We start from the raw sequence: 12,933 nt of genomic DNA, 5'->3' as shown, positions 1-12,933 counted from the left end.
AGCATAAGAAGGCCGATCTGAACGCTGCTCATGGTGTTTCCCCTTATGGATGATCAGAGACAGGGACCACCAATAATCCGATTCGCCGAGCAATGACAGCACCTATACGCAGGCTTTACGGCGCCAGCGGTGATCGATATGAACACCTTATTCCTCTATGATCTGCCACCTCTCCAACGCTAAAACCGAGCTGCCATGAACACCGTTATCCGCCACGTCACCCCCGCCGACCTGGACCGCTGCTTTGCTATCGAAACCGTGGCCTACGAAGGCGACGAAGCCGCCACCCGGGAAAAAATCGCCACCCGCATCGCCACCTGGCCCGAAGGTTTCATCGTGGCCGAAGTCGACGGCGTTGTAGCCGGTTTCATCAATTCCGGTGCGGCGTTTGAAGTGGAAATGTCAGACGAAGCGTTCAAGGAACTGATCGGCCACGACCCGGCCGGGCCGCATGTGGTGATCATGTCGGTGGTGGTGCACCCGGATTATCAGGGGCAGGGTTTGGCAAAGCGCTTGATGGGCGAGTTCATTGAACGGATGCGCGGGATGGGCAAGGCCAGCATTCATCTGATGTGCAAGGAACGGCATATCCCGCTGTATGCCGGGTTTGGGTTCGCCTACATCAAGCCATCGGCGTCGGATCATGGCGGTATGGCTTGGCATGAGATGGTTCTCGAACTGTAAATCCTGAAACACCGCAGAACCCTTGTGGGAGCGGGCTTGCTCGCGAAGACGGAGTGTCAGTCAACAAATCTGTTGAATGTGCAATCGCCTTCGCGAGCAAGCCCGCTCCCACAGGATTTGCGTCGCTTGAACGTTAGCGGCCAGACAGGGAATGTTGTCTTCTACAAATCAAAAAACCAGCCCCATCCGCCGCTCATACCCAATCCGGCCCTTGTACGCCTCGCCGCTGTCGACAAAGCCATACCTGGCATACAGCGCAATCGCCGCTTCATTGTCGGCATCTACCGACAACTCAATGCCCTTTATTTCCGGAAACGCCTGGCGTGCCGCATCGGGCAGCGCTTGCAGGCAAGCCTTGCCATAGCCTTTGCCCTGGGCGCGTTGATCGACTTGCAAGGCGTGCAACGTGGCGCTGTGTTCATTCGCCCAGGCTGGCAACGCCGGTGGGCGCTTGAGCAGCAGGAACGCCACCGGAACTTCCTCGACCAGCAAGGCAAAACCTTTGACGCCGGGACCGGGTTTGGACAGCAGGCTGTGCAACGCGCCGTGGATATCGCCGGAGAATTTGATTTGTTCTTTGTGGACTTCGATCGCCTCGACCTGCTGTCGCTGGTGCGCGTTCAGGCTTTCGTAAGGCACGAGTAGGGCTGTCACTGGAGTGTCCTTTTTCCAACAGAAATGAGCCTCGGATTCTAGCGAGTTTGCGTTCATGGATTATTTTTATTTTGGTTGTCGATTCGCTATTACGCCGAACGACTAAAGGTGTCTTCACCACAAAAACCATGGAGAAACCACCATGAACACGCAAACCCAGATCCATAACCTGATCGAAAACTATCGCCAGGCCGTCATGGCCAAAGACGTGGAAAAAGTCATGGCCCTGTACGCCGACGACATCGTCTCCTTCGATGCGGTCAAGGCCCTGCAATTCAAGGGCAAGCCTGCCTACCGCGCGCATTGGCTGGCATGCATGGAAATGTGCCCTGGCCCGCACATCTTCGAATTTCACGAGGTCGACATCGAGCCGTCGCAGGAGATCGCGTTCGCCCATTTTCTGGCCCATTGCGGCGGCACCAACGACAAGGGCGAAACCCAGGCTTGCTGGATGCGTGGCACTCAGTGCTATCGGCAGGAGGCGGGGCTGTGGCAGATCGTCCACGAGCACTGGTCGGCACCGTTTGACATGGCCAGCGGCGCGGCGCTGTTCGACCTGAAACCCTGATCGTCGGGGCTTATTCGACGGGCTAATTCGTCGGAAAAGCCGCCAAAGCACCAAACAGCAGCCATAGTTGATCAGCCGATCACGGAGAGCCTCATGAAGTACCTATGCCTGGTTTACAGCAACGAACAGGCGTTGCACTCACTGCCCGACAGCCCCGAAGACGCCGAGTGCATGGCTTACGCCGAGTCGATCCAGGGCAGCGGCCGGATGATCGCCGCCGAGGCGCTGGAGTCGGTGCAGACCGCCACCACCGTGCGGATGCGCAACGGCAAGTTGTCGATCACTGACGGCCCGTTCGCCGAAACCAAGGAGCAGTTGGCCGGCTTCTACCTGATCGATGCCAAGGACCTCAACGAAGCCATCCAGGTCGCCGGTGACATTCCGGCGGCCCGGGTCGGCTGTGTCGAGGTGCGTCCCGTTCGCCAGTTGAATCCCTGAACATTCAAAAATAAACAGGAGATCTGCATGAGCCCGCAACCCTTTAAAAAACAGCCTGCCGAATTCGAGTTGTCCATCAGCCGCCTGATCGATGCGCCACGGCGCAAAATCTTCCGCGCGTGGACCGAGCCAGCCTTGCTCGCCCAGTGGTGGGGACCGCACGGCATGATCACGCCGGAGTGCGAAATGGACCTGTGGGTCGGCGGGCAATTTCGCACTCTGATGCGTGCGCCGGATGGCACGGAATACCCGACCATGGGCGTGTTCCTGGAGATCGTCGCGCCTGAACGACTGGTGTTTACGGACGCGTTTATTCCTGGCTGGATTCCATCCGGCAAACCGTTCATGAGCGCCGAAGTGACGCTCGAAGACCAGGACGGCAAAACCCTCTACACCGCCCGCGCCATGCACTGGAGCGAAGAAGATCGCCAGGCCCACGAGGCCATGGGGTTTCATGACGGCTGGGGGCAGAGCCTGGATCGGTTGGTGACGCTGGTGACCGAAGGCATGCCGGACTGATGTCCGCCGAGTCGGTCAAGGCGCGGGTTGAGCAGGTCTACCGCGAAGACTCGCGGCGAATCCTCGCGACGCTGATCCGTTTGCTCGGCGATTTCGACCTCGCCGAAGAGGCCTTGCACGAGGCGTTTTTCGTTGCGGTCGAGCGCTGGCAGCGCGACGGCGTGCCGGACAATCCGCGCACCTGGCTGGTCTCCACCGGGCGCTTCAAGGCCATTGACGTGTTGCGGCGGCGCGCTCGCTTCAAGGCGTCGCGGCCGTTGTTGGTTGCTCAGTTGGAAGAGCTGGAACAGGCCGACTGGAGTGACGAAGACGTGGAAGACGATCGCCTGCGCTTGATCTTCACCTGCTGTCACCCGGCCCTCGCGGCGGACGCCCAGGTGCCGCTGACCCTGCGGGAAGTCTGCGACCTGACCACGGAAGAAATCGCCCGAGCCTTCCTCTCGGCGCCGGCCACCATCGCCCAGCGCATCGTGCGCGCCAAAGCGAAGATTCGTGACGCGAAAATCCCTTACCAAGTGCCGTCGCTGGCCGAGTTGCCCGAGCGCCTCGACAGCGTATTGCGGGTGATTTACCTGGTGTTCAACGAAGGTTATTCGGCGTCCGTCGGCGCTGAATTGACCCGGGAAGATCTGACCCGCGAAGCGATTCGTCTCGGGCGGTTATTGGTGGAGTTGTTGCCCGAGCCTGAGGTGATGGGGCTGCTGGCGTTGATGCTGTTGCACGAATCCCGACGCCCGGCCCGGACCTCGGCAACCGGCGAATTGATTCTGCTGGATGAACAGGACCGCTCGGTGTGGGACGCCGCAATGATTGTCGAAGGCTGCGCACTGGTGGAGCGCGCGCTGACCCTGCGGCGCTTCGGGCCTTACTGCCTGCAAGCGGCGATTGCGGCGGTGCATGCCGAGGCGCCGACGGCGGGGGAGACCGATTGGCCGCAGATTGTTGGCCTATATGACTTGCTGCTGCGGGCGGTGCCTTCGCCGGTGATCGAACTGAATCGCGCGGTGGCGCTGGCCATGCGCGATGGGCCGTTGGCGGGGTTGACGGTGGTGGAAGATATTTTGGCGCGGGGGGAATTGCAGGATTACCACCTGGCGCATTCAGCGCGAGGGCAGTTTTGTCGGCAGTTGGGGCGGGTGGAGGAGGCGAGGGTGGCGTATCAGCGGGCGCTGGCGTTGACGCAGCAGGAGCCGGAGCGGCGGTTTATCGAGGGACGGCTCAGGGCGCTGGAATGATGTGGTGGGGCTGCCGGCCTCTTCGCGAGCAAGCCCGCTCCCACATTTGATCTGCGGTGTGCCGCGGATTTATGCACAACAGAGAACCCCTGTGGGAGCGGGCTTGCTCGCGAATGGCAGCGCCGCTATTCGAGCATCTTGCTCAACAACCAACTCCCCGCCGGCCCCGGCGGATGCAGCCGCGACCACAGCGCATCGACATACACCGGTTTCGGCCAGCCGCGCACTTCAAGTTCCACCAGCACCCCCGCGCCAAACCGTCCCACCAGCCAGCGCGGCAGCGGCGCCCAGCCGAACCCGCCCTGGGCCATTTCCAGCAGCATCAAATAACTCGGCGCCGACCAGACCCGGCCCTTCGCGCGGCTTTCATACGGATTGACGATGGTCGCCAAACGCAATTCCCGATGCTGTTGCAGCATGTCCTGATCGATTCCGCTCAACAGCGCCAACGGGTGCGTTTGCGAGACGAACAGGGCAATTTCCGTGCGTTCATCGACGGTCGAACTGACCAGGTCCGGCGGATAGCTGTTCTGCATTTCGGCAAAGGCGACATTCGCTCGACCCCGTTGCACCAGCGCCACCAGGTCATCGCATTCAGCGATCAGGCATTCAAGTTCCAGGTCTGGATAGCGTTGTTCAAACGCACTGAGGGCCGCTTCGAAACGGTCGGACTGATAAGTGTCGGAAATCGCCACCGTCAGCTTCGCCTCGACCCCTTGGGACAATTGGCTGGCGGTCATTTCCAGGCGACTGGTGGCGGCGAGGATGTCTTCGGCCCGTTGCAGCATCACGTGCCCGGCCGGGGTCAGGGTCGGCTTGCGGCTGCTGCGGTCGAACAGGGTCAGGTTGAGGTCGATTTCCAGGCTCGCCACCGCGGCGCTAATGGTTGACTGACTGCGCCCGAGTTTGCGCGCCGCCGCGGAAAACGAACCTTGGGTCGCGGCCTGGACAAACGCCAGCAGCACTTCGTGAGAGGCCATGAACTATCGCCTTGATCGATGGTTATTGATTATGAAGTATCGGTGTGCTGACAGATCATGGCAACCACACTCACTCAGGGAGTCTGGCCATGAACGCCAACAAATCCATTACTGAACGTATTTTCCAGGCCATCGGTTTCGAACTGCTGGCCGTATTGATCTGCACCCCATTGCTGGCATGGGTGATGGATAAACCGATGCTGGAAATGGGCGTCGCAACCGTGGCCATCGCTGCCCTGGCCCTGGGTTGGAACGTGGTGTTCAACGGGTTTTTCGACCGGTTGCTGAAGCGCTACGAAATTGTGCGCAACGCCTGGGTCCGGGTCGTGCATGCGCTGTTGTTCGAGGGCGGTTTGATCGTGATGGGCGTGCCGCTGATTGCCTGGTGGCTGAGCATCAGCCTGTGGCAAGCGTTTCTGCTGGACATCGGTGTGCTGCTGTTCTTCCTGCCGTACACCTATGTTTACCACTGGGGGTATGACGTGGTGCGGGAGCGGTTGGTTTTGCGCAGTTCTTGCGAAGGGTAAAAGCAAAAATCAAAAGATCGCAGCCTTCGGCAGCTCCTACAGGATCGGGTTTTCACGCGGTCAATGTAGGAGCTGCCGAAGGCTGCGATCTTTTGATCTTGATCTACCGCGACTCACACAACTCACTCACAAACGCCAAAAACGCCCGAACCTTCGCCGCCGGCAAGTGCCGCGACGGGTACAGCGCATACAACGGAAATCGCTCATCCGGCCAGTCGGGAAACAACTCCACCAGCCTTCCTTCCTCCAGCGCCGGAGCAACCCCCAAATCCAGCACCTGAGCAATCGCCTGGCCACTTTCACACACGCTGTGCAAGGTGCCGACATCATTGACCAGCAACCGACAATGCGGCTGCACGTGCAGCACGGCGCGGCCCGGACGATGAAACTCCCAACCAAACGGCCGTGCAGTCTGCGGATCGCGAAACTGTACGCACACATGCTGCTCATCTTCCATATCCAGCGGCGCCAACGGTCGGCCATGACGCTTCAAATACGCTGGCGAGGCGAGGGTCAGGACGCGCACTTCCAACAACTTGCGCGCCACCAACGACGAAGACTGCGGATGGCCGAAGCGCACCGCCAAATCGAAGCCGTCCGCCACCATGTCGCCCAACTGATCGCGGGTTTGCAGTTCCAGATACAACTGCGGATAGCGCGCCATGAACTGCCCCAGCTTCGGTCCCAGAATCAGCCGCGAAAAATACGGGTCCATGTTGACCCGCAGCCGTCCTTGCACCTGAGTGGCACTGGTCGAAGCCGAGTTGGCGGCTTCTTCGAGGCTGGCCAGTAACGGCGCGATTTCCCCATGGAAACGCCGACCTTCATCGGTAAGGGTCACCGTGCGGGTGGTGCGGTCGAACAGCCGGATGCCCAAGCGTTTTTCCAGTCGAGCGATGGCGCGACTGACCCCGGACGGCGTCAGGTCCAGCACCTCGGCGGCCCGGACAAAACTGCCGCCATCCACCACCGCGCTGAACACACCCATGCCACTGGCGAGGCTGGCATCAAAGCTCATTGGTGACTCCAGATCATTTGTTCAATGACATTCATGCTATCGGAGAATGTCAGCGCTGCGCTCAATAATCTGCCCATCGCGACAACCGTCGCCATCCAGCAGGAGAACAGCTGATGTACGCAGTCATGGGCATTACCGGGAAAGTCGGCGGCGCGGTCGCCAAGACATTGCTGGCAGCCGGGCACACCGTTCGCGCGGTGGTGCGCAACGTCGATAAAGGCGCGGTGTGGGCGCAACAGGGGTGTGAACTGGCGGTGGCCGATGTCGATGATCGCGACGCCATGGCCAAGGCATTCACCGGTACATCCGGGGTGTTTGTGATGATGCCGTCGAATTTTGACCCGTCCCCAGGCTTCCCGGAAACCCGGCAAGTGGTGGAGAACATTCGCTCGGCGCTGGAAACGGCGCGGCCAGGCAAAGTCGTAGGTTTGTCGACCATTGGCGCTCAGGCCTCCCAACCGAATTTGCTCAATCAATTGCGAATGCTGGAGCTGGCGTTGGGTTCGCTGGCGCTGCCAGTCACCTTTTTGCGCCCGGCCTGGTTTATGGAAAACGCCTTGTGGGATGTCGAGCACGCGGTCGGTTCGGGTGTCATTCCGAGCTTCCTGCAACCTTTGGATAAGCCGGTGCCAATGATTGCCACCGCTGATGTCGGTCGAGTTGCCGCACAGCTGTTACAAGAGGATTGGCGCGGTCAGCGCATCGTCGAACTGGAAGGCCCGCAACGGATCACGCCGTTGCAACTGGGCGCCGGTTTCAGCGAACTGTTGGGCAAACCGGTGCGCATGCACGTCGTGCCACGTGAGACCTGGAAGGCACTGTTCGAAAGTCAGGGGATGAACCATCCGCTGCCACGGATGCAGATGATCGATGGTTTCAACGAAGGCTGGATCGAGTTTGAAGGTGAGCCGAGCAAGGGCCGGGTCGAATTGTTGACCGTCCTCAAGCAGCTACTGACGAATTAGGCCTGTAGGAGCAAAGCTTGCTCGCGAAAGCGGTCTATCAGTCGACATCGACATCGACATCGACATCGACATTGACTGACACACCGCCTTCGCGGGCAAGCCTCGCTCCTACAAAGGCGCCGCTGTGGGGTACAGATTTTGTGTACACCGAAACCCGGTGTAGGAGCGAAGCTTGCTCGCGAAGACGGTGTGTCAGTCAACAGTTGCGTTGGCTGTGAAACCGTCTTCGCGGGCAAGCCTCGCTCCTACAGGTCGGGGTTGTGCGTCAGACGTGGAAGTAGCCTACGCACGAATCGAACGGCAGGCGCTTGAGTTCGATTTTGTTCAGGTCCAGCACTTCGCGCAGGGCTTTGGTTTCGCCCGGGAAGTTGCGGTAAGCCACTTCGTCCAGCACCACAACCGCGCCTTTTGGCATGTACGGCAGGAAGGTTTCCAGGGCGACTTTGGTCGATTCGTACAGGTCGGTGTCGAGGATCAGCATGGCCACGACCAGGTCCGGACGGGTTTTGACCCACTCTGGCACGGTCTTGACGATGTCGCCTTTCACCAGCTCGCAACGCGGGATGCGGTTGACCGGGCGCAGCAGGTCGTTGGCGTCGATCATGTCCTGGATCAGCGACTGGTCGGTGTCGGAGAACATGGTTTCGTTGACGTCCGCCGGGTCTTCTTTCTTGTCGATGCTCTGGAAGCCTTCGAAGGTGTCGAAGCCGATGATCGAACGGTTGATCGCGTACGGTTCCAGGATCATCGACAAGTGCATGTAGAGCATCAGCGAGTTGCCCTTGTACACGCCGCACTCGATGATCGCGCCCGGTACTTCAGCGACTTTCTTGAACAGCTCCATGCGCGACAGCGCAGCGGTCACGCCAATGCGGTTGGCAAAGACGAACGGCGCGTCGGCCACATACTCGGCATCGACCCGTTTCAGGACGTTGGCACGGGTTTCGTTGTACTGGGCCTCGGCGGGCGTGATGCGACGCTTGGTCATTGCTGGATTCCTTGGAAATTCGAAAAGTCGTGGGCGTGGAAATAGTCTTTGAAACCGGCGCCGACGTCAGGGCAGGCGCTGTCGACGTTGATCGCGCCGCGCTTGTGCTTGAGGTCGTCGAGGTGCATCAGGCGGAAGTCCACGCTGAAGCGGGTCTGTTGCGTGTGGTTCGGCACAGTACCGTGCAGGTGCGAACCGGAGAAGATCAGCATGTCACCGGTGTTGCCGGCCACGCGCACTTCGGAAGCACTGTTGATCGCCTCTAGCGGCACCGGGTGCACGCGGGCTTCCTCTTTGAGGTTGTCCTTGGCTTTGTGCCGCTGATTGCTGATCCAGTCGTTGAGGCTCCATTCGCTGGAGGTGTTCTTCACCGGCACGTCGAAGTAGCCGCCGTTGATCATCATGGTCTGGTCGGGGCTGATGGTGTGCACCGGCATCCAGGTGTTGATCTGGCAATCGACGCTACCGTACCAGGTATCGCGATGGGGTTTGTAGGCGTAGCTGACGCCCGCGTGCAGGTACTCGTAGTTGGGCACGACGCGAATCCGCGGCACGTCGAAAATGTACTCGCGCGGGTCGACACCGATTTCATCGATGAACGCCAGGATCAATTCCTTAGCGCGCAGACTGTTGGTGAACTGGCCCTTGAGGCGTGTCACCAGTACCACGAATTCTTCCACCGGCATCAACGTGTGCAGGGCCTGGTGGTGGGTTTCGCCGTTGAAGGCGGCAGTGATGCTTTCCTGGGCGAACGCGCACAACTCTTTGGCGGCACGCAGCTCAGTGTTCAAGAAGATGTCGCCGGCGTAGATGGCTTCTTTGAAGTCAGCTTTTTTCTGAAGCTGATTGATGTACAGATTCACGGTTCGCACTCCTGAATGCATCGAGTCTCTAAGGAATCGGCACCACGTTAACAAACTGAAGTGCGAACCATCGTCTGACAGGTCAATAAAGATGAAATTGGAAGAAATGGCGACGAAATGCGTTGGCCGGACAAAAAAAATCCCGGCTCGGGAGATGAGCCGGGATGCTGGCCCTTGTAGGAGCGAAGCTTGCTCGCGAAGGCGGTCATTCAGTCAACAATTGCGTTGAATGTTAAGCCGTCTTCGCGAGCAAGCTTCGCTCCTACACAGGTCCGGGGTGGGTCAGAACAATTTGGTGAACAACCAATACAAACTGCCCGACAACAGTATCGCCGCCGGCAAGGTCAGCACCCAGGCCATCAGCAGGTTACGGATGGTCTTCATCTGCAAGCCGCCGCCATTGGCGACCATGGACCCGGCCACGCCTGAGGACAACACGTGGGTGGTCGACACCGGCAAGCCGAACATGTCGGCTGCGCCGATGGTCAGCATGGCCACGGTTTCCGCCGACGCGCCTTGGGCATACGTCAGGTGGGTCTTGCCGATTTTTTCACCGACAGTCACCACGATGCGCTTCCAGCCGACCATGGTGCCCAGCCCCAGCGCGATGGCCACGGCGATCTTCACCCACAGCGGAATGAAGCGCGTTGAGTTGTCGATCTGCTGCTTGAACAGTTGCAGCTTGCCGCTGGTGTCGGCGTCGAAGTTGCCGACCTTGTTCTTGTCCATCAGGCGAATGGTTTCGCTGGTCAGGTACATGTCGTTACGCACGTTGCCCACGGCCTCGGCCGGGACTTTCGACAGCGAACCGTAACCCTTCACCTGGGCACCGATGCTACCGGTCAGGGCGGCGAGGGCAGGGACCAGTTGTGGCGTGGCTTCCTTGCTGCGCACGTAATCGGACAGCACCGGGCGCGGGTCGGCCGGAGACTGCAGCGGCGAAGCTTTTACCAGCGCTTGCTGGGTGACTTCGGCCACGGCGGCGAATTGCAGCGCCTGATCGGCTGGCATGGTGCGGTTCAGCGCATACGCCATCGGCAGGGTGCCGACCAGGATCAACATGATCAAGCCCATGCCTTTTTGGCCATCGTTGGAACCGTGGGCGAAGGACACGCCGGTGCAGGTCAGGATCAACAGACCGCGAATCCACCACGGTGGTGGCGCATCGCCTTCCGGTGCCTTGTACAACGCGCGATTCTTGACGAACGCGCGCAAGGCCAACAGCAGCAACGCGGCACAGCCAAAACCGACCAATGGCGAGAGCAGCAGCGCGTATCCAATCTTGGTTGCTTGCGCCCAATCCACACCGCTGGTGCCATCGCGGCCGTGCATCAGGGCATTGGCCACGCCGACGCCAATGATCGAACCGATCAAGGTGTGCGACGACGAGGCCGGCAGGCCCAGCCACCAGGTGCCGAGGTTCCACAGGATCGCAGCGATCAACAGGGCGAAGATCATGGCAAAACCGGCGGAGGAGCCGACTTGCAGAATCAGCTCCACCGGCAGCAACGCGATGATGCCGAACGCCACCGCGCCGCTGGACAGCAACACGCCGAGGAAGTTGAAGAACCCGGACCAGGCCACCGCGAAGTTCGGCGGCAGCGAGTTGGTGTAAATCACCGTGGCCACGGCGTTGGCGGTGTCGTGGAAGCCGTTGACGAATTCAAAACCGAGGGCGATCAACAGCGCCACGCCGAGCAGCAGAAATGGCGTCCAGGTGGTCACCACGGTGCCGAGTTCGTGCATGTCGTGCATCAGGCTGTAAGCGGTGAACAACAAGCCGCTGGCCAACACCCCGAAGAAAATCACCAGGGTGAACAGGCCGGGTTTTTTATTGAGCTGCGGTCTGGCGCTGCTGGCGGGCGCCTGGGCAGTCGTATAGGAAGGAGTAGCCATGCCGGACAATCCTGAGGAGGGAAGGAGTGTCGCCCATGATCGTTTCAAAATATGACAGAGAGACTGCGGTGGGTCAGTGTTTGGGTTTTTTTGCTCCCGTTGATCCGAATCCACCACGAATATGATGGCGTCGCACGACCTGTGGCGAGGGGGCTTGCCCCCGTTCGGCTGCGAAGCAGTCGCAAAACCTACTGACGCGGTATGACTGAAAGAATGCATGGGAGCGCTTCGCACGCCAACGGGGGCAAGCCCCCTCGCCACAGGGGTCGGGGCGTTTTAATAATCCTGGCGTTTTCGGAACGCCCAACGCCCGGCCAGCACGGTAAACGTTGCCACCAACGCCACCAGAATCCAGAACCCTTCCGGATCGCCAGCCAGCGGGATCCCGCCCACGTTCATGCCAAAAAAACCGGCAATGATGTTGATCGGCAGCGCCAGCACCGTCACCACGGTCAGCGTAAACAGCGTGCGGTTGCTCTGTTCGTTGAGGTTGGCGGCGATCTCTTCTTGCAACAACTTGATCCGTTCACCCAGGGCCGTGAGGTCGTTGATGATCAGCGCAAACTCCTCGGTGGACTTGCGCAGTTCCTTGACGTCCTCCTTCTGCAACCATTGGGGCGGCCGGTTGAGCAGACGCAGCAACGACCCCGGCTCCAGCGCCAACAACCGTTGCAGGCGCACCAGCACCCGGCGATTGGCGCCCAGTTCGGCGCGGTTGGTCGACAGCCGCGACGAGAGCAATTCATCTTCGATCTGATCGACGCTCTGGCTGGTCTTGCGCACGATCTGCGTCAGCACTTCGCCCTGATCGCGCAGCAGGTGCACCAGCAACTCCAGCGGTGAACGAAAGCACTCGCCGGCCTTCACCGACGAACGCAATTTATCCACCGAGTGCAGCGGTTGCAGGCGCGCGCTGATGATCAGCTTGCTGCGGGCGCAGACCCACAACGTCGAGACATCCGACGAGACCATGCTGCTGAGGTTGAACACCACATCGTTGACCACCGCCAGCAGCGCCGAATCGACGTGCTCGATACGGGTCGAGCGCGAACCTTCGTGCAGTGCTTCGAAAAACTCCTCGGGCAATTCCAGATGGCTTTTCATCCAGCGCTCGCACGCGGCGTGGGCCAGGTTCAGGTGCAACCAGAGGAATTCATCGCTCTCTTCAGACTGCTGCAAGCAGCGCAGCGCCTCGGCCGAATCGATCTCCCGACCACGCTCACCGGGACGAAAACGGAAGCCGTAAAGCAGGCCGAACAAGTCAGTGTCGCGGTGGGCATGATCGATGCTGTGGTTCATGAGGTCTCGCTGGGAGGTACGTCCGGCTGTAGCGCCTGTAGCAGCTGTCGAGCGGAGCGAGGCTGCGTTCGGCGGCGAAGCCGTCGTCAGATTTGAGCACGCGGTTTACCTGAAACACCGCGTTGACCGATTTTGCGACGGCTTCGCCGCCGAACGCCGCCTCGCGCTGCTCGACAGCTGCTACGGCAGCTACGGCGATTGCTACCGGGCATCATCGCAAGGAGTCTTGACGGTTTTGTGACAGTTGCGTGGCGGCGCAAACGTGTGCGTTACCGATGGTCGGGAATGATTAAAGAACC

At 60.0% G+C, this 12,933-nt stretch carries 14 protein-coding genes; 7 read left to right on the top strand and 7 right to left on the bottom strand.

Annotation, left to right across the window (positions count from 1 at the left end; translation table 11 throughout):
• Window positions 1-195: 195 nt before the first annotated feature.
• Window positions 196-684, top strand: a complete 489-nt coding sequence (locus ACWIKB_RS13880) for a GNAT family N-acetyltransferase (protein ID WP_475267484.1) — start codon at window positions 196-198, stop codon at window positions 682-684.
• A 168-nt stretch (window positions 685-852) separates the two neighbouring features.
• Here ACWIKB_RS13880 and ACWIKB_RS13875 read toward each other — a convergent pair whose 3' ends face one another.
• The gene (locus tag ACWIKB_RS13875; protein WP_475267482.1) at window positions 853-1,338 is read right to left on the bottom strand and encodes a GNAT family N-acetyltransferase; all 486 of its coding nucleotides are present in this window, start codon (window positions 1,336-1,338) and stop codon (window positions 853-855) included.
• Between the two features lie 142 nt (window positions 1,339-1,480).
• Here ACWIKB_RS13875 and ACWIKB_RS13870 point away from each other — a divergent pair, with 142 nt between their 5' ends.
• The 4 genes from ACWIKB_RS13870 to ACWIKB_RS13855 all read left to right on the top strand — a co-directional run bounded on the left by ACWIKB_RS13870 (window position 1,481) and on the right by ACWIKB_RS13855 (window position 4,098).
• Complete coding sequence (locus ACWIKB_RS13870) at window positions 1,481-1,906, top strand: YybH family protein (protein WP_475267480.1); 426 nt, start codon at window positions 1,481-1,483, stop codon at window positions 1,904-1,906.
• A gap of 93 nt (window positions 1,907-1,999) precedes the next feature.
• Complete coding sequence (locus tag ACWIKB_RS13865; protein WP_054044847.1) at window positions 2,000-2,344, top strand: YciI family protein; 345 nt, start codon at window positions 2,000-2,002, stop codon at window positions 2,342-2,344.
• A gap of 27 nt (window positions 2,345-2,371) precedes the next feature.
• Window positions 2,372-2,863: an SRPBCC family protein gene (locus ACWIKB_RS13860; RefSeq protein WP_475267478.1), complete on the top strand. Its 492-nt coding sequence runs from the start codon at window positions 2,372-2,374 to the stop codon at window positions 2,861-2,863.
• Window positions 2,863-4,098 (top strand): RNA polymerase sigma factor, encoded by a 1,236-nt coding sequence (locus ACWIKB_RS13855; RefSeq protein ID WP_475267476.1) that lies wholly within the window; start codon window positions 2,863-2,865, stop codon window positions 4,096-4,098. Before ACWIKB_RS13860 ends, ACWIKB_RS13855 begins: the two co-directional genes overlap by 1 nt.
• Window positions 4,099-4,223: 125 nt before the next feature.
• Here the strand turns inward: ACWIKB_RS13855 and ACWIKB_RS13850 are convergent, their stop codons facing one another.
• On the bottom strand, window positions 4,224-5,078 hold the full coding sequence (locus ACWIKB_RS13850) for a LysR family transcriptional regulator (protein ID WP_475267474.1): 855 nt from the start codon (window positions 5,076-5,078) through the stop codon (window positions 4,224-4,226).
• Between the two features lie 89 nt (window positions 5,079-5,167).
• On the opposite strand from ACWIKB_RS13850, the gene ACWIKB_RS13845 reads away from it, so the two are divergent.
• Window positions 5,168-5,605 carry a multidrug/biocide efflux PACE transporter gene (locus tag ACWIKB_RS13845; RefSeq protein ID WP_475267472.1) on the top strand — a complete coding sequence of 146 codons (438 nt, stop codon included), beginning with the start codon at window positions 5,168-5,170 and terminating at the stop codon, window positions 5,603-5,605.
• A 103-nt stretch (window positions 5,606-5,708) separates the two neighbouring features.
• Here ACWIKB_RS13845 and ACWIKB_RS13840 read toward each other — a convergent pair whose 3' ends face one another.
• Window positions 5,709-6,623, bottom strand: coding sequence for a LysR substrate-binding domain-containing protein (locus ACWIKB_RS13840; RefSeq protein ID WP_475267470.1), 915 nt, complete (start codon window positions 6,621-6,623; stop codon window positions 5,709-5,711).
• A gap of 113 nt (window positions 6,624-6,736) precedes the next feature.
• On the opposite strand from ACWIKB_RS13840, the gene ACWIKB_RS13835 reads away from it, so the two are divergent.
• Entirely contained in the window at window positions 6,737-7,588 is an 852-nt protein-coding gene (locus ACWIKB_RS13835) for an NmrA family NAD(P)-binding protein (RefSeq protein WP_475267468.1), read from the top strand.
• 265 nt (window positions 7,589-7,853) lie between these two features.
• On the opposite strand, the gene ACWIKB_RS13830 is transcribed toward ACWIKB_RS13835, so the two are convergent.
• The 4 genes from ACWIKB_RS13830 to ACWIKB_RS13815 all read right to left on the bottom strand — a co-directional run bounded on the left by ACWIKB_RS13830 (window position 7,854) and on the right by ACWIKB_RS13815 (window position 12,634).
• Window positions 7,854-8,576, bottom strand: a complete 723-nt coding sequence (locus ACWIKB_RS13830; protein WP_123514271.1) for a TylF/MycF/NovP-related O-methyltransferase — start codon at window positions 8,574-8,576, stop codon at window positions 7,854-7,856.
• A complete protein-coding gene (locus ACWIKB_RS13825; protein WP_475267466.1) occupies window positions 8,573-9,439 on the bottom strand; it encodes a phytanoyl-CoA dioxygenase family protein in 867 nt (288 codons plus the stop codon). The genes ACWIKB_RS13830 and ACWIKB_RS13825 overlap by 4 nt, the downstream gene beginning before the upstream one ends.
• Before the next feature lie 282 nt (window positions 9,440-9,721).
• The gene (locus tag ACWIKB_RS13820) at window positions 9,722-11,335 is read right to left on the bottom strand and encodes an inorganic phosphate transporter (RefSeq protein ID WP_475267465.1); all 1,614 of its coding nucleotides are present in this window, start codon (window positions 11,333-11,335) and stop codon (window positions 9,722-9,724) included.
• 276 nt (window positions 11,336-11,611) lie between these two features.
• Window positions 11,612-12,634, bottom strand: coding sequence for a transporter (locus ACWIKB_RS13815; RefSeq protein WP_475267463.1), 1,023 nt, complete (start codon window positions 12,632-12,634; stop codon window positions 11,612-11,614).
• Between the last annotated feature and the right edge of the window lie 299 nt (window positions 12,635-12,933).

It is taken from the genome of Pseudomonas sp. 5Vm1k, assembly GCF_056161485.1.
The sequence above is the reverse complement of the archived record's forward strand: the minus strand, read 5'-3'. Positions and strand labels throughout refer to the sequence as shown.

What these genes read in the sequence shown, in the direction of transcription:
- ACWIKB_RS13880 (WP_475267484.1), top strand. Translation starts at nt 196, where the DNA reads ATGAACACCGTTATCCGCCACGTCACCCCCGCCGACCTGGACCGCTGC.
- ACWIKB_RS13870 (WP_475267480.1), top strand. Translation starts at nt 1,481, where the DNA reads ATGAACACGCAAACCCAGATCCATAACCTGATCGAAAACTATCGCCAG.
- ACWIKB_RS13865 (WP_054044847.1), top strand. Translation starts at nt 2,000, where the DNA reads ATGAAGTACCTATGCCTGGTTTACAGCAACGAACAGGCGTTGCACTCA.
- ACWIKB_RS13860 (WP_475267478.1), top strand. Translation starts at nt 2,372, where the DNA reads ATGAGCCCGCAACCCTTTAAAAAACAGCCTGCCGAATTCGAGTTGTCC.
- ACWIKB_RS13855 (WP_475267476.1), top strand. Translation starts at nt 2,863, where the DNA reads ATGTCCGCCGAGTCGGTCAAGGCGCGGGTTGAGCAGGTCTACCGCGAA.
- ACWIKB_RS13850 (WP_475267474.1), bottom strand. Translation starts at nt 5,078, where the DNA reads ATGGCCTCTCACGAAGTGCTGCTGGCGTTTGTCCAGGCCGCGACCCAA.
- ACWIKB_RS13845 (WP_475267472.1), top strand. Translation starts at nt 5,168, where the DNA reads ATGAACGCCAACAAATCCATTACTGAACGTATTTTCCAGGCCATCGGT.
- ACWIKB_RS13840 (WP_475267470.1), bottom strand. Translation starts at nt 6,623, where the DNA reads ATGAGCTTTGATGCCAGCCTCGCCAGTGGCATGGGTGTGTTCAGCGCG.
- ACWIKB_RS13835 (WP_475267468.1), top strand. Translation starts at nt 6,737, where the DNA reads ATGTACGCAGTCATGGGCATTACCGGGAAAGTCGGCGGCGCGGTCGCC.
- ACWIKB_RS13830 (WP_123514271.1), bottom strand. Translation starts at nt 8,576, where the DNA reads ATGACCAAGCGTCGCATCACGCCCGCCGAGGCCCAGTACAACGAAACC.
- ACWIKB_RS13820 (WP_475267465.1), bottom strand. Translation starts at nt 11,335, where the DNA reads ATGGCTACTCCTTCCTATACGACTGCCCAGGCGCCCGCCAGCAGCGCC.
- ACWIKB_RS13815 (WP_475267463.1), bottom strand. Translation starts at nt 12,634, where the DNA reads ATGAACCACAGCATCGATCATGCCCACCGCGACACTGACTTGTTCGGC.